The organism is Devosia sp. 1566 (assembly GCF_004005995.1).
Taxonomy (GTDB): domain Bacteria; phylum Pseudomonadota; class Alphaproteobacteria; order Rhizobiales; family Devosiaceae; genus Devosia.
The window spans coordinates 3,746,703-3,770,991 of the sequence record NZ_CP034767.1 but is presented as its reverse complement, the minus strand read 5'-3'; the positions used below and the strand labels follow the sequence as shown (position 1 = coordinate 3,770,991).

At 62.5% G+C, this 24,289-nt stretch carries 22 protein-coding genes and 1 tRNA gene; 15 read left to right on the top strand and 8 right to left on the bottom strand.

Annotated elements, in window-relative coordinates; translation table 11 throughout:
• Nucleotides 1–288: 288 nt before the first annotated feature.
• Both ELX51_RS17975 and ELX51_RS17970 read right to left on the bottom strand, forming a co-directional pair.
• Nucleotides 289–1,353, bottom strand: coding sequence for an amidohydrolase family protein (locus tag ELX51_RS17975; protein ID WP_127754786.1), 1,065 nt, complete (start codon nucleotides 1,351–1,353; stop codon nucleotides 289–291).
• Complete coding sequence (locus ELX51_RS17970) at nucleotides 1,322–2,026, bottom strand: GntR family transcriptional regulator (protein ID WP_127754785.1); 705 nt, start codon at nucleotides 2,024–2,026, stop codon at nucleotides 1,322–1,324. The genes ELX51_RS17975 and ELX51_RS17970 overlap by 32 nt, the downstream gene beginning before the upstream one ends.
• A 264-nt stretch (nucleotides 2,027–2,290) precedes the next feature.
• Here ELX51_RS17970 and ELX51_RS17965 point away from each other — a divergent pair, with 264 nt between their 5' ends.
• Genes ELX51_RS17965 through ELX51_RS17945 form a run of 5 tightly spaced genes read left to right on the top strand, consistent with a single transcriptional unit; the run spans nucleotide 2,291 to nucleotide 6,761 of the window.
• The gene (locus ELX51_RS17965) at nucleotides 2,291–3,241 is read left to right on the top strand and encodes an ABC transporter substrate-binding protein (RefSeq protein WP_127754784.1); all 951 of its coding nucleotides are present in this window, start codon (nucleotides 2,291–2,293) and stop codon (nucleotides 3,239–3,241) included.
• Nucleotides 3,242–3,273: 32 nt separating this feature from the next.
• The gene (locus ELX51_RS17960) at nucleotides 3,274–4,062 is read left to right on the top strand and encodes an ABC transporter ATP-binding protein (RefSeq protein ID WP_127754783.1); all 789 of its coding nucleotides are present in this window, start codon (nucleotides 3,274–3,276) and stop codon (nucleotides 4,060–4,062) included.
• Nucleotides 4,049–4,861: an ABC transporter permease gene (locus ELX51_RS17955; RefSeq protein ID WP_127754782.1), complete on the top strand. Its 813-nt coding sequence runs from the start codon at nucleotides 4,049–4,051 to the stop codon at nucleotides 4,859–4,861. Before ELX51_RS17960 ends, ELX51_RS17955 begins: the two co-directional genes overlap by 14 nt.
• Nucleotides 4,858–5,850: an asparaginase gene (locus tag ELX51_RS17950; protein WP_248305178.1), complete on the top strand. Its 993-nt coding sequence runs from the start codon at nucleotides 4,858–4,860 to the stop codon at nucleotides 5,848–5,850. The genes ELX51_RS17955 and ELX51_RS17950 overlap by 4 nt, the downstream gene beginning before the upstream one ends.
• 11 nt (nucleotides 5,851–5,861) lie before the next feature.
• Nucleotides 5,862–6,761: a polysaccharide deacetylase family protein gene (locus tag ELX51_RS17945; RefSeq protein ID WP_248305177.1), complete on the top strand. Its 900-nt coding sequence runs from the start codon at nucleotides 5,862–5,864 to the stop codon at nucleotides 6,759–6,761.
• A 911-nt stretch (nucleotides 6,762–7,672) separates the two neighbouring features.
• Here the strand turns inward: ELX51_RS17945 and ELX51_RS17935 are convergent.
• Nucleotides 7,673–9,571, bottom strand: coding sequence for an AAA family ATPase (locus ELX51_RS17935; RefSeq protein ID WP_164854911.1), 1,899 nt, complete (start codon nucleotides 9,569–9,571; stop codon nucleotides 7,673–7,675).
• A 373-nt stretch (nucleotides 9,572–9,944) separates the two neighbouring features.
• Between ELX51_RS17935 and ELX51_RS17930 the strand changes: the two genes are divergently transcribed.
• A complete protein-coding gene (locus tag ELX51_RS17930; RefSeq protein WP_127754779.1) occupies nucleotides 9,945–10,901 on the top strand; it encodes a hypothetical protein in 957 nt (318 codons plus the stop codon).
• 417 nt (nucleotides 10,902–11,318) lie between these two features.
• Here ELX51_RS17930 and ELX51_RS17925 read toward each other — a convergent pair.
• Both ELX51_RS17925 and ELX51_RS17920 read right to left on the bottom strand, forming a co-directional pair.
• Nucleotides 11,319–11,394 (bottom strand) — tRNA-Ala (locus ELX51_RS17925).
• Between the two features lie 69 nt (nucleotides 11,395–11,463).
• A complete protein-coding gene (locus tag ELX51_RS17920) occupies nucleotides 11,464–12,279 on the bottom strand; it encodes a siderophore-interacting protein (RefSeq protein ID WP_206524658.1) in 816 nt (271 codons plus the stop codon).
• Nucleotides 12,280–12,399: 120 nt separating this feature from the next.
• Here ELX51_RS17920 and ELX51_RS17915 point away from each other — a divergent pair, with 120 nt between their 5' ends.
• Nucleotides 12,400–13,368, top strand: coding sequence for a zinc-binding dehydrogenase (locus ELX51_RS17915; RefSeq protein WP_127754777.1), 969 nt, complete (start codon nucleotides 12,400–12,402; stop codon nucleotides 13,366–13,368).
• Here the strand turns inward: ELX51_RS17915 and ELX51_RS17910 are convergent.
• A complete protein-coding gene (locus ELX51_RS17910) occupies nucleotides 13,365–14,681 on the bottom strand; it encodes an NAD(P)H-dependent oxidoreductase (RefSeq protein ID WP_127754776.1) in 1,317 nt (438 codons plus the stop codon). The genes ELX51_RS17915 and ELX51_RS17910 overlap by 4 nt on opposite strands.
• A 145-nt stretch (nucleotides 14,682–14,826) precedes the next feature.
• Between ELX51_RS17910 and ELX51_RS17905 the strand changes: the two genes are divergently transcribed.
• The 6 genes from ELX51_RS17905 to ELX51_RS17880 all read left to right on the top strand — a co-directional run bounded on the left by ELX51_RS17905 (nucleotide 14,827) and on the right by ELX51_RS17880 (nucleotide 20,099).
• The gene (locus tag ELX51_RS17905; RefSeq protein WP_127754775.1) at nucleotides 14,827–15,189 is read left to right on the top strand and encodes a methylglyoxal synthase; all 363 of its coding nucleotides are present in this window, start codon (nucleotides 14,827–14,829) and stop codon (nucleotides 15,187–15,189) included.
• Nucleotides 15,190–15,310: 121 nt separating this feature from the next.
• Nucleotides 15,311–16,078 (top strand): ABC transporter ATP-binding protein, encoded by a 768-nt coding sequence (locus ELX51_RS17900; protein WP_211200312.1) that lies wholly within the window; start codon nucleotides 15,311–15,313, stop codon nucleotides 16,076–16,078.
• A gap of 53 nt (nucleotides 16,079–16,131) precedes the next feature.
• Nucleotides 16,132–16,836 (top strand): ABC transporter ATP-binding protein, encoded by a 705-nt coding sequence (locus tag ELX51_RS17895; RefSeq protein ID WP_127754773.1) that lies wholly within the window; start codon nucleotides 16,132–16,134, stop codon nucleotides 16,834–16,836.
• A gap of 66 nt (nucleotides 16,837–16,902) precedes the next feature.
• A complete protein-coding gene (locus tag ELX51_RS17890) occupies nucleotides 16,903–17,907 on the top strand; it encodes a branched-chain amino acid ABC transporter permease (RefSeq protein ID WP_127754772.1) in 1,005 nt (334 codons plus the stop codon).
• On the top strand, nucleotides 17,904–19,190 hold the full coding sequence (locus tag ELX51_RS17885) for a branched-chain amino acid ABC transporter permease (protein WP_127754771.1): 1,287 nt from the start codon (nucleotides 17,904–17,906) through the stop codon (nucleotides 19,188–19,190). Before ELX51_RS17890 ends, ELX51_RS17885 begins: the two co-directional genes overlap by 4 nt.
• A 27-nt stretch (nucleotides 19,191–19,217) precedes the next feature.
• Nucleotides 19,218–20,099, top strand: a complete 882-nt coding sequence (locus ELX51_RS17880; RefSeq protein WP_127754770.1) for an EamA family transporter — start codon at nucleotides 19,218–19,220, stop codon at nucleotides 20,097–20,099.
• A gap of 12 nt (nucleotides 20,100–20,111) precedes the next feature.
• On the opposite strand, the gene ELX51_RS17875 is transcribed toward ELX51_RS17880, so the two are convergent.
• The gene (locus ELX51_RS17875) at nucleotides 20,112–21,041 is read right to left on the bottom strand and encodes an oxidoreductase (RefSeq protein WP_127754769.1); all 930 of its coding nucleotides are present in this window, start codon (nucleotides 21,039–21,041) and stop codon (nucleotides 20,112–20,114) included.
• Between the two features lie 182 nt (nucleotides 21,042–21,223).
• On the bottom strand, nucleotides 21,224–22,429 hold the full coding sequence (locus ELX51_RS17870; protein WP_127754768.1) for an ABC transporter substrate-binding protein: 1,206 nt from the start codon (nucleotides 22,427–22,429) through the stop codon (nucleotides 21,224–21,226).
• A 225-nt stretch (nucleotides 22,430–22,654) separates the two neighbouring features.
• On the opposite strand from ELX51_RS17870, the gene ELX51_RS17865 reads away from it, so the two are divergent.
• Nucleotides 22,655–23,680 (top strand): glycine betaine ABC transporter substrate-binding protein, encoded by a 1,026-nt coding sequence (locus ELX51_RS17865; protein ID WP_127754767.1) that lies wholly within the window; start codon nucleotides 22,655–22,657, stop codon nucleotides 23,678–23,680.
• A gap of 168 nt (nucleotides 23,681–23,848) precedes the next feature.
• Complete coding sequence (locus ELX51_RS17860) at nucleotides 23,849–24,265, top strand: TIGR01244 family sulfur transferase (RefSeq protein WP_127754766.1); 417 nt, start codon at nucleotides 23,849–23,851, stop codon at nucleotides 24,263–24,265.
• Nucleotides 24,266–24,289: the final 24 nt, after the last annotated feature.

Here is a 24,289-nt window from a genome sequence, read left to right as displayed (position 1 = left end):
TTATGGCAGCTATTGATAGTTCGCCCTTGGCATCGGACGCTCGAATAGGGGTCGGCTGCAGAATGACAGCTTATCGCAGGTTGCAGCCAAAACCGGACAGTCCGCACTCGGCCCCAAATAAGCCATTGGCACGTCCGCGCACCCAATGGCCGCTTTCCGTGACGCGGCAACCAAAGCGACAGGCTGTTGCCGGCCCCCTTCCGGAACTACCAGTCATCACCGACCATGGTCATTGTTGGGTTGGCTCAGCAAGGATTAGGGGTTCTCCGCCCGCGGGCGCCCGTCCCTCTAGAGTTTAAGCAACGATCTTGCCGTACCGCCGAGAATCTGATCGCGAAGGGTGTCGCTAAGCTGTTCTTGAGCCTCAACTACCTCGATAGGACGCTCCAATCCCATGTCAAAGCAGTAATCACTTCCCAGCATCACCCGATCTGCCCCCACCTGTGCTATCAGGTATTGGAGGCTCGACTGCGAATGGGCGATCGTATCGAAATAGAAGCGGGCAAGATATTCCTCTGGGCCACGCTCCATGTGCTTCAGCTCGGGGCGAACGCTCCAGCCATGCTGTAGCCGCCCCACTAGGAAGGGCAAAGCGCCACCGGCATGGGGCAGCACGACATCCAGCTTGGGGAAACGGTCCAGCACGCCCCCAAATATAAGATGGGCTGCCGCGACAGCGGTGTCGAAGGGATTGCCGAGCAAATTGGCCAGAAAATAGGGTTTGAGCCGATCCGTCATGCCCAGCACCTTGAGTGGGTGCAGCAGCACGGGCAACCCGGCCTCCTCGATTGCCTCAAACACGGGCAGCAGACTTTCGTGCGACAGGTCCATGTCGCCAATGGCTGTGCCCATATAGATGCCCCGGATTCCAGGCGCCGCCTTGACGCGCGCTAGTTCATCCAAGGCCGATTTGGGGTGGTGCATCGGCAGCATGGCGAGCCCGACCAGGCGGTCTGGGAAGCGCTCGTGAGCGGCGACCAAGTCATCGTTGAAGGTCGCGGACAGTTCGCGTGCGAGATTTTCCTCGGCCCAGTACACCATGGGCTGGGTGAGCGACAGCGCCTGTACGTCAACGCCTTGTGCGTCCATGTCGGCAATGCGCTGGTCCAGGTCGATGAAGCGCGACGCCAGCGGCCCAGCGTGCAGCGGGCCGGCATCAATGATCGGCCCTCGAGCATCTCTGCGCACGCAGGCGCCGCAATCGCAACCCCTGGACTCGATAAGATCGATGAAGCGGTCAGAGTAGTAATGGGCGTGCACGTCAATGCGTAGAGCCCGAATGGAATTGGTCACGCTGCTGTCCCGAATGTAGATAATCTGATTAGGCAGGCTGTCTCTTGTGGTCGCCGCCATCCGCCTCCACCGCCTCGACCAAGGTAGTCGCGGTGTTGCGTAAGTGCTGCTCAATAGTCAGTTGCGCCGCCACGATATCGCGGCGCTCGCAGGCGGCCAGCAGGTCCCAGTGTTCCTTCTGGGATTGTTCGCGACCCCGCAGTGCGAAGTAGTAGCGCACGTAACGCTCAACGTTGGAGCGATACTGATTGATGGTTTCCACGAGGTGCGGCCAGCCCGTGGCATCGTTCATGATGCCGTGGAAGGACTGGTTAAGGTCCATCCAAGGATCTCCGTCGGCTACGGGTACTAGATGTTGGTCCATTTCTGAGAGCACCGCCCGAAGCCGTGAGAAATGCGAAGGGGTCATCACGGTGGCGGCACGGCTGACTGCAAGCCGCTCCAGTGCAATGCGGATCTCGAACATCTCGAAGATTTCCTTGGGCTCCAGCCGAGAAACCTCAACGCCACGGTAGGGATAGACCACAACGAGGCGTTCGGTTTCGAGCTGTTTCAGCGCCTCGCGTACCGGCATGCGGCTCACGCCAAGTTGGGCTGCTAGTTCGTTTTGGTCCAGACGTGTGCCGGCCGGGAGCCGTCCATCCACAATGGCTGCGCGAATGAGTTGAAGGACGGTATCCTTGCGGCTCACTGCCGCCAACAACTTCTGCTCGTCCGCTGTAAAATTAATCAATCGCCGTCACCTGACTCAATTTTGAGCGAAGGTTCGTAAACCCACGCTTGATATCCATGATCTAATATATTAGGCATATTCAGGCAAGCATGATCTCGACTGCCGAGGTGGGACGGCAGCCTGGGTGCAGCTGGTATGTGAAACTGTTTCCGAGAGGTTCGAGTGACCAAACTGCACGTACGGCGCCTAGCCGCAGGCATCAGCCTTCTGACGATCCTTACTACTGGAGCCACAAGCGCTCAGGACTTGGAAACATTCCGGTTCATGTTCCCGGTAGAAAGCGTCAACCAATACCACCCCTTCTATATTGCCGATGAACTCGGCTTTTTTGCCGAAGAGGGACTCGAGGTCGAGTTCGAGGATGCCGGCGGGTCGAGTTCTGCGATCCAACAAGTGCTTGCCGGCAATGCGGAGGCTGGCTTGCCGGCGCCAAGCGCGTTTCTCAACGCCGTCGCTCAGGGGCACGAGCTGCGCTGGATCTACTCTTACCAATACGCCAACATCTTCACTCTGGCGGCAACGGCAGAGTCTGGCATTACGCAACTGAGTGACCTGGCCGGTAAGCGGGTCGGCGTTTCAGACCTTTCGGGGGGTGAAGTGCCGCTGGTCCGTGCGGTTTTGACCGAAGCCGGTCTTGGAGAAGGCAGTGACGTGCGCCTGGTTCCGGTAGGTGACGGTTCTGCCCTGACGGTCGATGCGCTGCAAAGCGGGCAGGTGGATGCCTATTCCTCGAGCCTGTTCGATCTGGCCGCAATCCGCTCGGCAGGCATCGACATGGTTACCATCCTGCCCCAGGAAGCACAGGATTTTCCTGCCAATGGAATCGTGGTCACCGCTGACTTCCTCGAAGCCGAGCCGGAAAAGCTCGCGGGGTTCCTGCGTGCGGTGGCCAAAGGCGTAGCCTACGCTGCGGCAAATGATGAACGAGCCTTCGATATGGCCAAGCAAATCCGGCCTGAGGAGTTCGAGCTCGAAGCGCTGGCCGCCGAGAACTGGACGGCCGCGCGTACTCTTAAGACCCCGCCGGAATCGCTCATAGACCAGCCGCTCGGATCGCACTATCTCCCCGGCTTCCAAGCTTATCATGACTTCCTGCGCCAGGGTACCGAGGAGGAAGGCGGACTGGCAGCCGATGTGGATCTTGAGCTGGTGCTGGATTCTTCCTTGCTGGAAAGCGCCAACGAGTTCGACAGGGCCGCGGTGGCTGGCAAGTGAGCTTGGACATGATGAGCACAAGGGGAGCCGGCATGCCGTCTCCCGCATCTAGCCATCCGTTGATCGAAACGCGGTCCCTGGCAAAGAGCTTCGCCATATCGGGTAACGAGTTCGTCGCTTTACAGGGCGTGGACCTTGCGATCGAACGCGGTGAGTTCATCTCCTTTGTGGGTCCCAGCGGCTGCGGCAAGTCGACCTTGCTGAACATGGTCGCCGGCCTGCTGCCGGCGACCAGCGGCCAAGCTCTGGTGGATGGCGTCGAGGTTCGAGAGCCGTCGCGGGAGGTCGGGTTCATGTTCCAGACGCCCGTGCTGCTGCCGTGGCGTACGGTGGAGCAAAACGTACTGATGCCTGGCGAAGTGTTTGGTCGCAAGGATGGTGCGTTGCGTGAGAAGGCGCACGCGGTTCTCGAGGCTGTCGGTCTTGGTGGGTTCGTAAAGGCTTATCCGCGCCAATTGTCCGGGGGCATGCAGCAACGCGTCGCTTTAGCTCGGGTGCTGACCTATGAGCCAAGTGTTTTGTTGATGGATGAGCCGTTCGGGGCACTGGACGAGTTCACCCGTGAGGCCATGAATTTGGAACTGATGCGCATCACCCGGCAGGCTGGCATCACGGTGCTGTTTGTCACGCACAATATTACCGAGGCCGTGTTCATGTCCGACCGCGTGGTCGTCATGACGCCTCGCCCCGGTAAGGTATCCGGCATCGTACCGGTGGATCTGCCGCGCCCGCGCGAGATCGAGACCATGCAGCTCCCACGCTTCACCGAGATTCTTTTTGAAGTCCGTCATATTCTTGGAGGCAAGCGTGGCACTCACTGAAGCCGGTTCTGTCCGCCTGAATGTCAAACCTGTCCAAGGTGACCTCAGGTTCACTTTGATCACTTGGGGTGTCTTGCTGCTGTTGATCGGCCTTTGGGAAATGTTGCCTCGGCTCGGGCTCGTCTCGGCCATTATCCTCCCGCCCTTTTCCAGCGTCGCCGCGGCCCTTTACTCCTTGATGCTGACCGACTTTTTCCTTGGCCACTTCATTGTGACGTTGCGTGAGATCCTGATCGGCTTCGTTCTGGGTACGGCGATCGGGTTCGCGATCGGCGTGGCGCTGGCAATCTGGCCGACGGTGAAACGGGTAGCCTACCCGTTTGTGGTTGGCTTCCAAGCTATTCCGAAGATCGTCTTTGCTCCTTTGTTCATTGCCTGGTTCGGTTTCGGGGAGACCTCCAAGGTAGTGATGGCGGTGGTGATTGCTTTCTTTCCGGTGTTGATCAACACGATGGTGGGACTGGAAAGCGTACCGTCCGACGCGATGCGCTTGATGCGCTCTATACGTGCGACCCCCATGCAAAGCTTTCTTAAGGTGTCGCTGCCTCATGCCCTGCCGATGATCTTCGCGGGCGTAAAGGCGGCGCTTACCTTCGCCGTGATCGGCGCAATCGTGGGTGAGTTCGTAGGCGCCTCCGAAGGTCTTGGCTACCTCGTCGATCTCTACAACAACCAGCTGCGCATCGACCGCGTCTTTGCGGTGGTCGTGGTGCTCGCGGCAATTGGTGCAGGCGGCTACTTCCTGCTGGAATGGCTGGACAAGAAGCTGATCTTCTGGCGCTCTGAAGAAAACAAATGATGCCGATTACATTCAAGCCGCGCGTCCATGTCATCGTGCTGGGTGGCACCATTACGATGATGCCCCGCCCGGAGGGGGGGATAGTTCCCGCCCTCGAAGGGGCCGATCTGATCCGCGCGGTGCCGGGCCTTGACCGGGTGGCGGAGGTTTCGGTCGAGACGCCCTTTCTGGTGCCCGGGGCATCGCTGACCTTCGACAACCTCCTCGAAGTCGTGAGGCGGGCAGAAGCAGCTCTGGCAGCGGGCGCCATTGGCGTCGTTATTGCCCAGGGCACCGACACAATCGACGAGACGGCGTTCCTGCTTGACCTTGCCCATGAGGGCCAGGCGCCAGTCGTTGTGACCGGCGCGATGCGCGGGGCGGATGCTCCGGGTGCCGACGGGCCAGCCAACCTGCTTGCTGCGGTCCTTGTAGCAGCATCAGAAGCGGCGCGGGGTTTGGGAGCGCTTGTGGTGCTTAATGATGAGATCCACGCTGCTCGCTTTGTTGAAAAGGGCCATAAAGCCCTGCCGTCCGCATTCATCAGCCCTTCAGCTGCGGCGGTCGGCCTGGTAGCGGAAGGTGAAGTTCACATTGCCTTCCGTCCCGCGCGATTACCGCATTTGAACGGCATCCCTCAACTCGCGCGTGTTGCAATCGTCAAACTGGCGCTGGGTGATGATGGAGACTTGGTGCGAGCAGCCTCCGATCTTGGTTACGCCGGCATTGTCGTCGAGGCCATGGGGGCGGGTCATGTGCCGGGCGCTGCCGTGCCCGCGCTGGCGCAAGCCGCCGGAAGGATGCCCGTCGTGCTGGCTTCCCGGGTGCCGGGCGGGGCGATCTTTCAGCAGACTTATGGCTTTCCAGGATCGGAGCGCGACCTTCTTGGGCACGGCCTCGTTGCTGGCGGCACCCTGTCGCCGCCCAAGGCACGCCTGCTGCTTGCCGCCCTTATCGGCCAGGGCGGCGAACCCATGAAGATCGCCGAAAGATTCCGGCTTTATCGGTAAAGGAAAACACTTTGAGCGAACAGCCTATCGACCCCTCCGTGATCCGGGGGCGGTTGGATTATGTCCCGATCAGCCAGCGTCCAAAGTTGCGTCTGCCAAAGGGCGAGCGTGTGGCGGTCTGGACGATCGTCAATGTTGAGAACTGGTCTCCGGCGGGTGCCATGCCTCGCGCCGTACTGCCACCCCCAATGGGTCAACCGCTGCTGCCGGACATTCCGAACTGGGCCTGGCACGAATATGGCATGCGGGTAGGCTTCTGGCGCTTTCTCGATGTGCTGACCAAACGCGGGCTGCGCGCGAGTTTTGCCGTGAATGGCTCTGCCTGTACTGTCTACGAGGCCGCGTGCCGTGCCGCGCACGAGGCGGGCTGGGACTTTATCGGCCACGGCTTCGTGCAGAAGCCCATGCACCGCGTCGAGGACCAGCAAGCTGCGATCCGAGACACCATCACGGCAATCAAGCAACTGACGGGTTCTGCTCCACGTGGCTGGGAAAGCCCGGGTCTAACGGAAACGCTTGAGACGCTTGACCATCTCGCGGCAGAGGGCATCGAGTATGTATGCGACTGGTGCCTGGATGACCAGCCAGTCACACTGCGCACGCAGGCTGGATCGATTGTGTCTGTGCCTTACACGGTCGAGATCAATGACGTGGTGATGACGGCGGTGCAGGGCCACCGCTCGGACGAGATTTACCACCGTGGTGTGGACCAGTTCGACCGCCTCTACCTAGAGGGCGCCGATCAGCCGCGGGTCATGGCCATCTCCATCCATCCCTATCTCACTGGAGCACCGCATCGCATCAAGTATCTGGAGATGCTCTACGACTACATTTTGGGCCATGAAGGTGTTGCGCTCATGACAGGATCTGAGATCTTGGACTGGTACAGGACGCAGCCAACTGAAGTGTGAACGAGCAAACGTCTTTATCCTTGATTGGCTGCCGCACAATTGTTGGTCGGCCGCCCAGCAATTGGCGTTGCGGAGCGGCCTAACCCGCCCCGAGTGGAGATCACCCAGGGGGTGGGCTCCAAGGATTACTTCAGTCACGAGCGACGCCGTCAAGGATTAGGTGGGGGCAAGGAAAATTGATGCGGACGGGCGATAAAGCGCTCGTCCGCACCAATTTTGGCTCCTCAGACCTTCATAAGGCCCCGCCTATACGAGGCGTTCTTTTCTTCCCGCTCAGTAATGAAGGCCAACAGCGTGGACCTTCGGCACGCCAAAGTACTCCCGACCCTGAATATGGGCAGATGTTCCTGGTAGCAGGCATGATAGACCTGCCGGCGGGTCATTCCCAAGAACTGGCCAATGGCCTCGGCGCCCCAAATCACGTCGGAGCTCAGTTCGTAGTCGCTATTCATGAAAGCATACTCCCGGACAACAGACACGTGTTCGCGGCGCAGCATTGTCGTACGCTTTGCCGCGGCGGGCCACGCGAGACGAGCGTGGCGGTGCCGGATGTGTTGGGCTGGTCCTGCCGTAGAGACGAGAGCCGTTACGCCAAGGCGGCCGCTCCGCCTCATGCTCCCTATGGCAAGGACATGCCCATCAATCCGGACGAGCGCAGCGGTCTCGGGGGAGGAGTGTGGGTGTAGACGAGGATGAATTCCATTTTTGATCTCCAAAGTTCTCTTCCATCGGAAGGTGCCGCGCCAACGGCAGCCTTTCCGCTTCGCGACTGCGAAGGCCCGCAATCGACGTAAACAGGAAACCGCCAGATTGCTTAAGGACTTCATAAACTCCTGATCTGTCCGGGAGAATTGAAAGGCAGGTCCAAGTTCGTCGTTGGCCGAGCAATTCGTCCGCCGGCGGAATATTTGTCAGCCGTCAGAGCTTGCGGACGGGGGTATCGTGCGGAGGAAGGTCTCGAGTTCCTCAGCGGATAGCGACAATTTGGCCATGAGAATGGTCGCTAGATCGCGGCAGGTATCCGCGTGCTGCTGGATGAGGTTCTCGGCGACTTTCGCATAGCGCCCCAGATCAGCTGCGACTGCCTCCAACAAGCGGCTGTCTTTAGACAGAAGCGAAACGGCGTTCTTCGGTTCGGTGCGCCAGACCAAAGCGTCTCCCCACCCGAAACTGGCATATCCCTGGGCGACCACTTCGGTTGCCACGTGCAGATCGGAGCCACGATTCCCACCGGCGCCCATCGTGACCTCCCCGCCGAGGATCACGCGTTCGGCAGCCTGGCCCCCCAGCATGACGATCGCTGCCCGTTCGAAATCGCGCCGCGTGAAGCCGGTTACTTCATCAAAGCGAGTATGCCCAGCCGCGCTGCCAACTTGGCGAATGGTGACAAAAGTCGGAATTCGACCCAAAACGTGCCCCGATATACAATGTCCGGCCTCGTGGATCGCAATGCGCCACAACTCGGTTGATGTCCGGTAGTCGCGCCCGATTGCGGCATTCCACAGGTCTTCATGCCGGAGAGCGCGCCCGGCATTTCTGGCCGTCCTTCTGGCGCTGCTCACCCATTCTGCTGCGGCGGCTCCCGTCGCCCCTTTCGTCAGCATAGCCAGGGACAGCAGATCATCATCCCCAAGATCGCCGCCGAGAAAGTGCCGCAGGATGCCTGCCAAGGCTTGCGGCGACGGCGGGTCGATCTGCAGCATACGGGATAACCGGCCAGGTCTGACCAAGGCGGGATCGAGGTCCTGATACCGGTTGGTGGCGCCCAAAACGACAACCCCGTCCCGGTCGTTCAACGAAGAGTCCAACTGGACCAAGAAGTCGGTGATGACCGGGGTCCACCAATCTTTGTTCTTCGCGTCGAGTGTCTCCCGGGACGGCAGCGCATCTAATTCGTCGATGAACAGAAGGGAGGGAGCTAGTTGCCTAGCCTCGTCGAAGATGCTGCGAAACTTTTTGATCACGCCGTCCAGGTGACCGTCGGATGTAGCAAACAGGGTACCGATGGAGGTCTGCACGAAGTGGAGACCGCATTCCCTAGCAATGATACCTGCTACCATGGTCTTTCCGGTTCCCGGTGGGCCGGCGAGGACGGCACCAGCTTCGATGGCAGAGAAGGGAATGTCACCTGACCGATATGCCGTAAGGTCGGCTTTGAGGTCGATCCCCCATTCCTTAGCCGCGTCTAGGCCTTGGAGTGAAGCCAGTGGCGGCATCTCGGCTGCTGTATTTTGAGATGACCCTGTTAAACGCTGCAGCCGGGCCACCGTCGCGCTCACTGTACCGCCGGGAGGGAAGCAGGCCCCAAGCAGGCTCAACTCACAAAATCGATCGAGCCCCGCCTTGATCCTTGTGTGGTCGCCGACCAGCGTGCGCCTGGCAACTTCTCGCAGTGCAGACCGGTCTGGCAATCTGAGCTTATATCGGTAATCGGCAACCTTGCTGGCTTCTTCAGGCAGGTCGCCACTCTCGACGATGGCTATAACGCCACCCTGTTTCGTGACGACCTCGACGAGCCGTTCGAACTCTGCGCTGGGCTTCTTGCCGGCGCGAGAAGCCGTTCGGATGAAAAGGGGGGAGCCTCGGAGAACCTCTCGAGCGGCGGCGGCGACCCAATTGACCCAATCAGCCCCGGGCACTTCGATGAGAAGGATGTTGAAGCTGCCCGCGAGCAGCTTGTTGAAGACGGATGCCGGAATAGTTCTCTTTAGGCAGGCCAGGCAGATCGCCAGGCGCGGATCGGTGAATTCCGGCGTGTCTTCGAGCAGGACGTTAAGCGCTGCGGCCGTGTCGTCTTCGTGCTCCGCCATGTGATCGCTCCGCCTCGTTTCGGTTCGCCCCGCTGGATTAGGATGAAGACCATCGTGTGCCCAGCCGGGTGAATCCGTCTTGCCGCAAGGATTGCGGCAAGAGCGCAAGGACTGCCGCGTGCTGCATGACTTTCTGTCTGCACTCGTTTGTTCACCGCGGCATGCACACTTGTGCGCCACGACCGCAAGAGGTGGGCGGGAGGTCGGAAGGTTCGAGAACTCCGCTGGGGAGCGACTATTGCGGCCGCCCGGCATTCCAGGCGAAAGAGGACAAACCTTCCCGTGTTTGCCCCGGCCAAAGCCAACTATCCATGTTCCATCGCCAACGATGTCGCCCGTCGGCCGGGATCATCAACGGAGACAGGAGCTCATTGTGGTTGTCGATCAACTGGGACTGACCGCGACCCATCTCGTCGATGCAGAAGGTGTATTCCTGCACGTGCCGTACCGCATTCCGGCACATGGAATTACACTCGTGTCTGCGGATCGCGCAGCAGCGGTATTGATTGCCCCGGCCTGTGCAATCGAAGATCCGAGGCTCGCGCCATGGTTGTCACTGCATGGGATATACCGGGTTGAGGACCCCAGCGGAAATGTCGCCCGCATCGGGGAAGGAAAGGTCATCGACCGCCTTCGTCGTCATCGAGCAGCGCCCGTCGTCCTTCCAGCACGGATAGTTGCCGCGTTCAGTGCCGACGGCGAGTGGACTGTGGAGGAGCGGAAATTCCTTGAGACGACCTTCGCGCACGCTTGGATCGCCGAGGGCAACGTGCTGTCGAGCACCACGTTCGATCACCAAAGTCACTTGCGGTTTGACCTTGCACGGCGCGCGGAGCTGACTGGGATCATTCACACTATCCTCGATCTGGTCTTTTTGGGTGAGAGGGTATTGGACGGCGACGCGCATTTCCGCCCGTTGTCGGCGGACGCGAAAGAGTGGCCGATGGCACCCACCTCAGTTCCGGGGCCTGCCGATGAAGTGGTCGGCCCCGCCCTGTTGATCGACCTCGCCCGGGATCCCGCCAGTTACCGCCGCTTCGAGGTCGGATCAAGACTGCGGTACGCGGACGGCAAGATCGCCGCCCTCGCCACAGTGCGGGACGGTTCAATCGTCCTGCACCCGGGATCGAGTGTCTACACGCGGACCACCATCAGCGTCGGTCAACGCTATCGTTCGACGCACGCCCGATTTCTTGAAGCCGCCAGAGTGGTGGGCAACCTGGACATTGGCATTACCAGGGTTGCAATCGCCGCAAGAACGGCCGCCTCTTTGATCAAGTTGGTCACGGCGGGACGTACCCATGTCGCTTCCCGCTGGAGCATCAGTTAGGGCGGCCTAGACTGCGGGCGCATCTGCTTGTCGAGGGAAGCGCGCTCGGGGGCTTGTTTTTTCGGCTATGAAACTGCAGGCGGCGAACGCCGAACGAAGCCAAACTGACGGTCGCGCCATTGCTGACCGGGTAGGTCTACAAAAAGAAGCGCAGCGGAGCCGTCCGCATGCAAGCAGGTGATCTGAGACCGCGACCGGCATTTCAGCCGGAAAAGGATAAACTGTCCCGTGTTAATCCGACTCCGAAATCCTTCCGGGCACCAGTGCGTTCGCACAGCGCGGCCCTTGTACTTTGCCGAAGGAATTTCGTGCTTATTCTATGGGGTACGCAAATGGGGTACGTATTGGGGTACGCGACTGATTTTGCGTACCCGCTAAACTCTTGAAATAGCAGGACTTTCAGGGGTCGCCGGAAAATGGTGGAGCTGAGCGGGATCGAACCGCTGACCTCGTCATTGCGAACGACGCGCTCTCCCAACTGAGCTACAGCCCCGTTCCGACCGGGTTGATATGCACCAAGATCGGCACGAAGGGCAAGAGGATTGCGTGGCCCGGCAGCGGCTCAGTGGGGCTCCTTGGCGTCCGCGGTGCCGAGGAGCCAATAGCCGGCGGCCTTGATGTATTCGGGGTTCCAGCCACGCTCGTCGGTGAGGTGCGCGCGGACGGCTTTGCTCATGCTGGTTTCGCCCGCGATATAGGCGTAAGCCTCGCCGGCTGGGAATTCGAGCGCCGCCACGGCATCGAGCAGCAGGCTCGTCGTGCCGGCGGGCTGGCCGTTGCGATGCACGTAGTGAAGGGTCAGGTCCGCCTGGGTGGTGAAGCGCTGCTCTTCGGCGGCGTCGGCCACTTCAATCACGGCGATCACCCTGGTGCCGGCAGGGAGTTCTTCGATGCGGCGGCCAAGGGCGGGCAGGGCGGTTTCATCGCCCACCAGCAAGTACCAGTCAAAGGTGTCGGGTACGACCAGCGAGCCGCGCGGCCCGCCGATCACGAGTTTGTCACCCAGCTTCACCTTGGCGGCCCAGCTCGAGGCGGGGCCGTCACCATGGAGTACGAAGTCGAGCTGCAGCGTGCCTGCTGCGACGTCGAAATAGCGTGGGGTATAGTCGCGCATTTCGGGGCGCTTGCCCGGGAGGAACTCAGCACCCCGCTCGCCGATCGGAGCGGTATAGGGCTCGACCCCCTCAGGGAAAAAGAACGCCTTGATGTGATCGGCATGGCCAAGCGAAGCAAAGCCGGTCAGGTCCCCGCGCAGCGAAATCCGGCGCATGCGCGGGGTGATGTCGGTAACCCCAACCACATCGAGCAGGCGCATCCGGGTCTCGTGGCGAACACGAATTGGGGCGCGGGGATCGCTGGTGGGGGCAGTGTCGGACATCGCAGTCATTCCTGAATAGTTCGGTCAGGATTTACTCCGCTCGGGAACCCTGGGCAAGCCTTGCGCCGTTCTGATGGGGAGACGTGGTCTCGATCACCCCCCAGATGCAGGAGAAACATCATGCGCAGCATCATCTACGAAAGCTTTGGCGTGCCCGAGCAGGTGCTCCAACTGGGCGATCGCCCCAAGCCCGAGCCGGGCCCCGGGCAGGTGCGGTTGCGCATGGTGCTGTCGCCCATCCACAATCACGACCTGATGACCGCAGCCGGGAGCTATGGCTTCAAGCCGGAACTGCCCGCGACAGGCGGCACGGAGGCGCTTGGGGTTGTGGATGCCTTGGGGGAGGGCGTCACCAATCTAGAGGTGGGGCAGCGGGTCACCGGGGGCGGGCAGGCGACCTGGGCCGAGTTCTATCTCGGGGACGCGGCCCGGCTCGTGCCGGTCCCTGATAGCGTGGACGACGAAACGGCCTGCCAGCTCGTTTCCATGCCGCTTTCGGCAAAGATGATCCTTTTTGAGCTGGGGCTGCAGCGGGGCGATTGGCTGGTGCAGAATGCCGCCAATGGTGCGGTGGGCAAGCTCGTGGCGCGGTTCGGGGCGGAGCAAGGGATCGGAGTCATCAGCCTGGTCAGGCGCGACGAAGCGGTGGCCGAGCTCAAGGCGCTGGGCATCGAGCACGCGGTTTCAACCGCGAGCGAAGGCTGGCAGGAGCAAGCCAAGGCGTTGATCGGGGATGGCAAGGCGCTGCACGGCATCGATTCGCTGGGTGGCGATGGGCCGGCCCAGCTGGCCGAAGTGATGGCCGATGGCGGCACCATCACCAATTTTGGCGCCATGACCGGCCGGCCGCTACGCATTACTCCGGCGCTGCTGCTGTTCCGGCAGATGACGGTCAAGGGTTTTTGGGCGGCCAAGCCCAAGACGCCGGCGACCGAGATCGCGCGGATGATCGGCGAGCTGGTCGCCGATGCCGCCAATGGCAAGCTCACCCTGCCGGTAGATGGGGTTTATCCGCTTGAGGAGATCGCCGCGGCGGTCAAGGCCAGCGGGGAGCCCGGGCGCAAGGGCAAGGTGGTGCTGCGGCCTTAAACGAGGCCCAGCATCCGGTCCTGCTCGCGGCGCAGTGCGAACAGGCGGGTGGAGGTGTCGGGCTGGCTGTTGGCTGAGGTCAGCAGCTCGCCCTTCTTGACCGGCGCAGTCACCTTGCCGCCTTCGAGCAGCCCCACCGGCACGGCCCCTTTGGCGCGGCTATCGGTGATGGTCATGGTAAAGGAGCGGTAGCAGGTTTCCCCGATGGCATCGAAGGTTTCGCCCACGGCGAGGTCGCGCTTCGCCACGGCGCAAACCTCGGCCACGGGCTGGGGCAGGGGCACCATGTCGGGCTTGCCATGCAGCATGATGCGCGCGCAGGTCAGCGGCACTTCAAGGCTTGTCAGGTGATAGGGCCGGAAGAAGCTGTAATAAGGCCCGTGGCCGATATGGAGGTCATCCATGCGCTCGATGATGCGGGGATGCTCGGCCTTGACGATCACGAAGACCCCTGGCGCCACGCCCTTGCCGACGGTGAAATCAACAACGCCCATCTTGTTGAGGATCCCCCCGTCTTCGCGCGGGATCAGCACCTTGGCCATGTCGTCGCGATCGGCCTTGGGGCCGTGCATGCCCGGCACATCGGGCACAAGGCCCGTGGCATTGGCGATGGCGCACATTTCCACCATGGTCTTGGAGCCATCGACAAACTCGACGAGCATGCGGGGGTTCATGTTGCGGCGCTCCGCTTCTTCCCGGTATTCGTCGGGGATGGCATCGTGGCGGAGGGGGTTGTTCTTGCCCTTGCCGGCGGCGACGATGGGCAGGCCGAGCGCGGAAACGAATTCGATCAGCTCCATGCAGGAGGACGGCTCGTCTCCCGCGCCAACCGAATAAACGACGCCGAGCCGGTCGGCCTGCGCCTTGAGATAGGGGCCAATGGTGACATCGGCTTCCACATTCATCATCACCAGATGCTTGCCATGCTCCATGGCCAAGAGGTCATAATCGGCGGCCACGCCCGGCTTGCCGGTGGCGTCGATCACCACATCGATATTGGGCGTGGTGACGAGGGTTTCGGCCGAGGTGATGGCGATCTTGCCCGCTTCGATGGCGGCGGTGGCCTGGGCGGGACTGTCGGCGGTGCGCCCCTTGCTGTCGTCGCCATAGGCAATCTGCATGGCGGCAAGCGCGGTATGGGGGCGGCGGGTGGCGATGGCCGCCATCTCGATGCCCTGCATCAGCGACATTTGCGTGACGAGATCGGTCCCCATTTCGCCCGAACCGATCACCCCGACACGAATGGGCTTGCCGGTTTCGGCTCGCGCCTGCAGGTCACGAGCAATGCCGGTGAGGGTGATGGAAGCGGTCATGGGTTCGGGTCCAAAGAGTGTTGATCTCCCCTAGCATCGGCAGGAGCAGTTTGAAACAGCGGTGACCCGTCGGGGTGCGGAAGCGCGTGCGCTTGCTGGCAGGGCGGCATCATGCTCTGTGGGCCGGCAATTGGAGGCAAAGGCGATGGCGCGGATCGGTTTGGTGGCCCATGACGACAAAAAGGACGAGATGGCCGCCTGGGCCAATGCCCACCGCGCCAAGCTCAGCCAGCACGAGCTCTGGGGTACGGGCACGACGGGCGGAAGGGTGATGCGGGAAACCGGCTTGCCGGTGACGCTGCTCAAAAGCGGGCCCTTGGGTGGCGATCAGCAACTGGGCGCGATGATTGCCGAAGGCCAGCTCGATGTGCTGATCTTTTTCATCGATCCGCTCTCGGCCCAGCCGCATGACGTTGACGTGAAGGCGCTGACGCGGTTGGCGACGCTTTACGATGTTCCCTTTGCGCCCAATAAATCTACCGCAGACGCGGTTCTGGCGGCGCTTTAGCGCCCCCCGGCGTGGTTGACCGGTCTCCAAGCTTGTGCGCAGATGCGGCCAAATGGCCCCGGTTCGCGGGGCAATTGGCTATCCAGTGATCAAGGGTCAGAACCGCGTGTCCGTTGACGCAGTGATTGACGTTCGTAACGTCTCCAAAAGCTTTGGCGGTCTTCAGGCCGTGAGAAACTGCTCGCTCCAGGTGGAGCGAGGCTCCATCACGGGCCTGATCGGGCCCAATGGCGCGGGCAAGTCGACCCTGTTCAATATCGTGGCGGGCAATATTGTCCCCGATAGTGGTTCGGTGATCTTTGATGGCAAAGATGTGACGGGCCTCAAGCCGCACCAGCTGTTTCGCACCGGCATGTTGCGCACCTTCCAGATCGCCCATGAATTTGGGCAGATGACGGCGCTCGAGAACCTGATGATGGTGCCGGGCGACCAGCCGGGGGAGAGCCTCTTTAACAGCTGGTTCCGGCCCGGCCTTGTGCGCTCGCGCGAGCAGGAGGTGCGCCAAAAGGCGCTCGATGTGATCGACTTCCTCAAGCTTGGGCATGTGCGCAACGAGCTGGCGGGCAATCTTTCGGGTGGACAGAAAAAGCTGCTCGAGCTCGGGCGCACCATGATGGTGGATGCCGAAGTGGTGTTGCTCGACGAAGTGGCGGCGGGCGTCAACAAGACGCTGCTCAATGATCTGGCCGCCAATATCGAGCGGATGAACCGCGAGCTCGACTACACTTTCTTTGTGATCGAGCACGACATGGATCTGATCGGGCGGCTGTGCGATCCGGTGATCGTGATGGCGCAGGGCGAAAAGATCGCCGAAGGCCCGATGGCGCAGATCCGGGCTAATCCCGCGATTGTGGAAGCCTATTTCGGCACGCCGGTGGAGGCGGTTTGAATGGAGCTTTTGCGTGTGAATACCCGGCTGCAAGCCCGCGGGGAGAGCCGGCTATGGCATTGATCGAACTCAAGCATGTGGTGGGCGGCTATGGCGGCGCACCGATCCTCAACGGGGTGGATCTGAGCATCGAGCCCCATGATATCGGCGTCATTGTCGGGCCCAACGGGGCGGGCAAATCGACGACCCTCAAGGCCATTTTTGGCCTGTTGAAGGTCACGGGCGGCAGCATCGAGTTTGGCGGCGAGAATATCGCCAATTCCCTGCCCGACAAGCTCGTGCCCAAGGGGCTCAGCTTCGTGCCCCAGGAAAAGAACGTCTTTACCTCGATGAGTGTCGAGGAAAATCTCGAAATGGGGGCGTTTACCCGGCGCGATGATTTCCGCTCCACCATGGACTGGGTTTACGGGATGTTCCCGGTGCTGGCCGAAAAGCGGCGCCAGCCGACGGGCGAACTTTCGGGCGGGCAGCGCCAGATGGTGGCCATGGGCCGGGCGCTGATGAGCCAGCCCAAGCTCTTGATGCTCGATGAGCCCTCAGCGGGATTGTCGCCGCGCTATGTGATCGAGATTTTCGAGACCATCGTGCGCGTCAACAAGGAAGGCGTTGGCATCCTGATGGTGGAGCAGAATGCGCGCCAGGCGCTGGCCTTTGCCACCAGAGGCTTTGTGTTGGCGGGCGGGCAGAACCGATTCAGCGGCACCGGCCCCGAACTCATCGCCGATCCCGAAGTCGCCAAGAGCTTCCTTGGGGGCTGAGATGGACCTCTCCTTCGCCGATCATCGCTCCACCATCCACCCCTTCATCGAGTGCTGGCAGCCCGCATGACCGAACTTGTTTTCTTTATCAACCAGGTGGTGATCGCCGGCGCGGTGCTGGGCTCGATCTATGCGCTGGGGGCGATCGGCATCACGCTGATCTTTGGCATTTTGCGCTTTGCCCATTTCGCCCATTCCGAGCTGATGACCTCGGGGGCCTTTATCGCCTTTTTGCTCGCGGGGGCCTTTGCCGCCTGGGGGATCGTCACGCCCATCCCCACCGGCTTTGTGGTGCTGCCCATCGCCATGGTGCTGGGGGCGCTCTTCGCGCTGGGGATCGACAAGGGGTTCTATGCGCCGTTGCGCAAGCGCGGGGCCCGGCCGGTGACGCTGCTGATCGCTTCCATCGGTGTGACGCTGATGGTGCAGGGCCTGATCCGGCTGTTTTTCGGCGCCGGCTCCTATTCCTTTTTCGAAACCGAAACCAAGGAAGTGTTCCGCATCGACATGTCGGGTTTGGGCTCGACGCGGCCGCTGGTGATCACCGAGCCGCAGGCGCTGATGATTGTCGTCACTGCCATTTCAGTGATTGCGCTGCACCTGTTCCTCACCCGCTCGCGCCTCGGCAAGGCGATGCGCGCCATGGCCGACAATGCTGATCTCGCGCAGGTCTCGGGCATCAACACCGCGCTCGTTGTGCGGGTGACCTGGGTGATTGCGGGGGCGCTGGCGACCATGGCCGGCACCATGCTGGCGCTCGATGTGACGCTGAAGCCCGACCTCGCCTTCAACATCATCCTGCCCATCTTTGCCGCCGCCATTGTTGGCGGGCTGGGCCAGGCTTATGGCGCCATTGCCGGGGGCCTCCTGATCGGCTTTGCCGAAACGCTCGCCGTTTTCAACTGGACCATGGTGCTGCGCCCGCTCAATGCCATTCTGCCCGAGTGGCTGCAGCTGCCCGCCACGCTGGCGCTGGTGCCAACCGAATACAAGCTGACCGTGGCCTTCGTGATCCTCGTGGTGACGCTGCTGGTGCGCCCCACCGGTATCTTCAAGGGAGCTTCCTCATGATCGCGCGTTCGGCTGCGCTGTTTGGCGGGCTCTTTGTCCTCATCCTGCTGGTCGGCTGGGTGCTGGGTGCGCCCTTTACCTCGAGCCGCCTCGTGGAAGCGGCCGCCTATGCGCTGATCGCGCTGGGGCTCAATATCCAGTGGGGCTATGGCGGGCTCTTTAACTTCGGCATCATGGGCTTTTTGATGCTGGGGGGCGCGGCCGTCACCTTTATCTCCTATCCCCATGACCCGGCGTTCTGGGCCTCCGAAGGGCCGATGCTGCTGGGGCGCGCGCTCCTCGCCTTTGCCGCGGGCGCGCTGCTGGTGATCGGGGCGCAGCAGTCCCATCATCTGGGCGTGCGCGGTCGCGCCAAGACGGTGCTGATCGTTCTGGCCTGGTTTGTGGCCTATTGCGTTTACCGCAGCCAGATCGATCCGGCCGCCGCCTATATCGAGGCGACCGGCAATGGCTTTGTCGGCGGGCTGGGGCTCCATCCCGTGCTCGGCTGGGCCTTTGGTGGCGTGCTGGCGGCGGGCGTGGCCTTTGTCATCGGCAAAATCTGCCTTGGCCTGCGCTCGGATTACCTGGCCATCGCCACCATCGGCATTTCCGAGATCATCCGCGCGCTGATCAAGAACATGGACTGGCTGACGCGCGGCACCCTGACCGTCTCGCCCATTCCATGGCCGGTGCCGCTGCCGCAATATTACCAGGCTGAGGGCTGGGACGGCACGTCGGCGCTGCTGCTGGCGCGCGGCGGCTTCCTGCTGCTGGCGATCCTTGTGCTCGCAGTCGTCATGTGGCTGGTGTCGCGCGCCTATGCCGGGCCCTGGGGCCGGATGATGCGCGCCATCCGCGACAACTATATTGCCGCCGCCTCCATGGGCAAGGATGTCACCGGGCGGCAGCTCGAGATCTTCATCCTGGGCTCGGTGCTGATGGGCATTGGCGGGGCCATGCTCGTTTCCTTCGTGCAGATCTTTGATCCCTCCTCCTACCAGCCCATCAACCACACCTTCCTCATCTGGGTGATGGTGATCGTGGGTGGCGCCGGCAACAACTGGGGGGCGCTGTTTGGCGCCGTGCTGATCTGGCTGATCTGGGTGGTGAGCGAACCCCTGGCGCGCGCCGTGTTCGACATTGTCAGCTATTGGTCGAGCTCGGTCGGCTGGGGCGCCATTCCCGATATCGAGTCGCGTTCAGCGCAGATGCGCGTCTTCGTGCTTGGCCTCGTGATCACCGTTGCCCTGCGCTTTGCGCCCAAGGGCCTGATCCCCGAAACCGTGCGCCGCGACGCCTAGGCGGGCGGCGACGAGGGGAGAAGCGGCGTGTTCTGGATTGCAGCGACGCTGACGGCTGCGGCCCTGCAGACCGTGCGCAATGGCGTGCAGCGGGGCCTGACCGGCACGCTGGGCACGATGGGAGCCACCTATGTGCGCTTCCTTTATGGCCTGCCCTTTGCCATCCTGTTCCTGCTGCTCGTGGCGCTGGGGACAGGCGAGCCGCTGCCGACCATCGGCGGCTGGGCCGTGCTGTTTGCCCTGGGCGCGGGGCTGTCGCAGATTCTGGCCACGGCGCTGATGCTGTGGACGATGAAAAGTCGCTCCTTTGCCGTTACCACCGCCATCATCAAGACCGAGCCAGTGCTGGTGGCGCTGGCGGGCCTGCTGCTCTTGGGCGAAGTGCTGCCGCCCCTAGCACTACTTGGGATTGTCGTTGCGACCCTCGGCGTGCTGCTGTTGTCGCGGCTGGGTGGGGCGCAAGCGGCGGGACCCAAATCGGTGCTGACCGGGATTTTGGCCGCTGCGTTCTTTGCGCTTTCCGCCGTAGGGTTCCGCGCCGCGATCCTCGAGCTGCCATCAGGCTCGCCGGTGCTGCGCTCGAGCGTCGTGCTGGTGCTGGGCCTAGGGCTGCAATCGGCGCTGCTGGTGGGCTGGATGCTGCTGTTGGATCGCGCTACCCTGCGCAAGGTCGCGGGTGCCTGGCGCCAGTCGCTGCCGGCCGGTTTTGCCGGTGCCGCCGCTTCCCAATTCTGGTTTATCGGCTTTGCGCTCACGAGCGCCGCCAATGTGCGCACCCTGGCGCTGGTCGAGATCCTGTTTGCGCAGGCTTTTGCCTGGGTCACCAGCCGGGCCGTGCCCGAGCGGCGCGACCTCCTGGGCATGGCGGTGCTGGTCGTTGGGCTGCTGCTGTTGCTGCTCAACAGCTAGCGGCGCTGGCGCCTAGAGCGTGCCCGAGCCATAGACCACATTGGTGGCATTCTGCGATTCAGCCCATAGGCGCTCGGCCGCGTCTTCGTCTTCAGCAAGCTTGGGCCATTGCACCAGCGCAGGCTTGCCGCGCCAGCCGCCCAGCCCCGCCGGGCCCACAAAGGCCAAGCGCGGTAGATCGTCTTCCACCGCGGCGGCCACGCTGGGGAGCGCACCGGCGGCTGCCGATTGGCTCAAGATGCCAGTAAAAAGGCCCGTGACCCGGCCGATGCCGCGCTTGCCGGTGACATTGGCGAAGAGGCCGGTATTGGCAAAGCCAGGATGGGCCACCGTAACGTGCAAGTTCCAGCTCTCGCTATCGCTCAGCTTTTGCAGATGGCGCGCCCACAGGAGGTTGGCCAACTTGGATTGCCCGTAAGCAGCCATGGGCTGGTAGTTCTGGTCGCTTTGCAGGTCATCGAAGTTCATCTTGGCGTGCCGGGCGGCATTGCTGGACACTGCCACCACCCGCGCACCATCGGTTTTCAGCAACAGCGGCAGCAGGTGACCGGTCAGCGCGAAATGGCCGAGGTGATTGGTGCCGAACTGCAGTTCGAATCCGTCCACCGTGGTCTGCCGCTCGGGCGGCATCATCACCCCGGCATTGTTGATGAGAATATCGAGCCGGGCATATTGGGCTAGCACCCGTGCCGCGCAGGCGGCAACGCTGGCAAGGTCCGCCAGGTCCAGCTGCTCGAAATCGAGTTTGCCGCGGGGTGAGGTGGCGGCGATGGTGCGGATGGCCGCGGCGCCTTTTTCGCCGTTGCGGCCCGCGATGATCACCGTCGCGCCGGCACCGGCCAGCATGCGTGCGGTTTCGAGCCCCAGACCGCCCGTGGCGCCGGTGACAAGGGCGACCTTGCCGGTTTGGCTGGGAATATCGGCTTCACTGCTGATCTGCATGATGGGGCTCCGTGGTCGGGCGGCAAGGGCGCGCCAGTCTCGCCAACAGGAAACCGCGGCCCGCGGGCAAGTTCCCGAACAAAGCTTCAGGAGCGGGGATCGGCGGCGCGTCGCCTGCTCACCCCAACAAAAAAGGCCCGGGATGCGATCCCGGGCCTCCTTGAGGATTGGTGAAAGCGAGCTTACTCGATCTCGCCCTTTTCAACGAAAGCGCCGTTTTCCACGGCCAGTTCCACGATGATGCCGTCCACGTCGCCAGCTTCATCAAAGTCGAGCGCGCCGCCGGCGCCCTCGTAATCGATGTCCTTGCCTTCAGCGATCAGCGCCTTGGCCTTTTCCCATTCGCCGGGGAGGATCTTCTCGCCGGGAGCCGAGGCCACCTCGCGCAGCGCGCCAACAAGGCCTTCGCGGTCGGTGGAGCCGTTCTTTTCGATGGCGAGCGCCAAAAGGAAGGCGGCATCATAGGCCTGGGGAGCATAGGTGGCGTTGGCTTCGAGGCCCGCCGCGGTCGCCAGGTCCACATAGGTCGTGGTGGCTTCGCCAGCCGGAGCACCGGCGCGGGTGGCGATCATGCCCTCGACCGAGCCGGCATCTATGCCGGTCAGCAGGTCGTCGCCAACCATGCCGTCGCCGCCCACGAAGAGGGTGAAGTTGCCCGATTCCACGGCCTGGCGCAGGATGGTGTTGCCCGAGGCATTGGCATAGGCCAACACGACCAGGTTCTGCGAGGCGACGAGATTGCCCAGCTCGGCGCGGTAATCGGCCTTGCCTTCTTCATGGGCGAGGTTGGCGGCAACGGTGCCGCCGGCGGCGGTATAGGCGGCTGCAAGCGCGTCGGCCAGGCCCTTGCCGTAGTCGTTGTTCACATAGGTGATGGCGATGTCGTTGATGCCCTTGCTGATCAGCAGGTCGGCCATCTTGACGCCCTGCATGGCGTCCGACGGGGTGGTGCGGAACACGAGGTCGTTGTCCTCGAGCGTGGTCAGCGCCGGCGCGGAAGACGCGGGCGAGATAAACACGACATTGCCCGACAGGCCCGAGCCATTGAAGGCGCCGATGGTTTCGCCGGTGCACAACGCGCCCACGACACCAACGACGTTTTCCGTGTTGATCAGGCGGTCGGCCGCGCCGGCAGCAGCCGTGGCGTCGCAAGCGCCGTCCGCCGAAACGAGGGACAGTTCACCGTCCAGGATGCCGCCTTGTTCGTTGACCTGCTTGACCACGAGTTCGGCGCCGGCAAAAATTGGCGGGGTCAGGCTTTCGATGGGTCCCGTGAACCCGCCGACGAAACCGATCTTGGCGCCGGTTTCCTGAGCAATGGCGGGCGCTGCAACGAGGAGCGTCGAAGCGGCCACGGCCAGGGTCAGGGTCTTCTTGAAATTCTGCATTGTGATCCCTCTGCTTGGGTTGCGCCGCCCAGCAGCCTTGGTGGCGGCTTTTTGTGGTGGAACAACGACAATCGGGGGCACAAAGCATGCCCCTCGGGCGCGACTGTTGCACATCTGCCCGCCCCGAGTCATCCGCAATTGGTGAAGCGGCAAGCCCCTGCGAAGTGTTGCTTAACGCGCGGCCCTTGCGCATAGAAAAGCGGGCGCCGCAGGAGAAAGAGCAGCATGAAACAGTGGTGGACGAGTGCGCTCCTGGCAGCGACGGTGGTGTTGGGCACCGATCCCGCATTGGCGCAGGTCACAACGCTTGAGACCCCAGGCGGGACCGCATCCGCCCAGGCACCAGCGCCATCAACCTGCGGCAGCCAGCCCATGACCATTGCCCGCATGAGCTGGCCTTCGGCGGCGCTGCTGGCCGAAATCCATGCGCGGGTGTTGCGCGACGCCTTTGGCTGCCAAACTCAGGTGCTGCCCGGCGACATGGCCAATGTGGGCTCGTCCATGGGTTCAACCGGGCAGCCGGCCATTGCGCCCGAGATGTGGGTCACGCGCATCGCCGAAGTGTGGAACACCGGATTAGAGGCGCAAAAGCTGCGCGCCGCCGGCGACACCTATGGGGAGGAAGCATTCGAGGGTTGGTTCATCCCAGATTACGTGGCTGCGAGCCGTCCTGAGCTGGAAAGTGCGGCGGGCCTCGCCGAAGCGCTGCCTGCCTTGGGGGGCGATGGTCCGGTCAAGTTTATCTCCTGTCCAGCCGACTGGGCCTGTGCCCTGATCAACCGCAATTTGATCCGGGCGCTGGGCCTCGAGGACCTGCTCGAAGTGGTCGAGCCGGCCAACCGGTTCGAAATGGATACCCTGATCGCCTCGGCGGTGAGCGCCAAGGAGCCCTTCGTATTCTATTATTGGCAGCCCAATGCCGTTTTGGCGCAGTTTGACTTCGCCGGGCTCGACATGGGCGCCTATGACGAGGCGGCGGCGCAATGCCTGGCGCGACTCCAGTGCCCCGAACCCAAGCCGTCGGCCTTCGTGCCTGACGTCGTGGTGGGAGCTCTGGCCGAATGGGTGTTCACCGAAGCACCCCAGATTGCCGCCTATTTCAGTCGGGCCAGCATGCCGGTGTCGGAGATGAACACTCTCCTCGCCCAGATCAACGAACCCGGCGCCACGGTGGAAGCGGTGGCCGATCGGTTTGTGGCCGAGCGAGGCGAGCTGTGGCGCGATTGGGTTGGCACGCCGCCCGCGCCCTAGCGCTGGGCTCGACGGAGTCCTAGCGCTGGCCCGCCCGCGTCGTGGCGCTGGGCTCAGCTACCCCCTAGCTCGGTGCATGGCCCTTATCCTTCCGTCTTGGTTGCATGGCTTGCCGGGGTGGATATAGTCCGCCCATGCCCCTAGTCGGGCGCTAGCAGGAGCAGAGCCTTGGATTTGAAGCGGATCAACGATCGCATTACCGTATCGGGCCAGATCAATCCCGAAGATGTAGCAGCGCTCAAGGCCGCGGGGTTCACCACCATCATCAATAACCGCCCGGATGGGGAATCGCCCGACCAGCCGGAAGGCGCCGCCATCGCCGCCGCCGCCGAGGCTGCCGGCCTCGTCTATCACGCCATTCCCCTCGGGCGCGAAGGCGTGTCGCCCGACATGGTGGAACAGACCCAGGCCGCGATTGCCGCCAGCCCCGGTCCCGTTTTCGCCTTTTGCCGCTCGGGCACGCGTTCGACGACGCTGTGGGCGCTGTCCCAAGCCGGTCAACAGGATGCGGGCGAGATCATCCGCCAGGCCGGGGAAGCGGGCTATGACATGTCCCACCTCGCCGGACATCTGAACAGCAAGTGATTGCGCATTGGGTCCCGGTTCAAC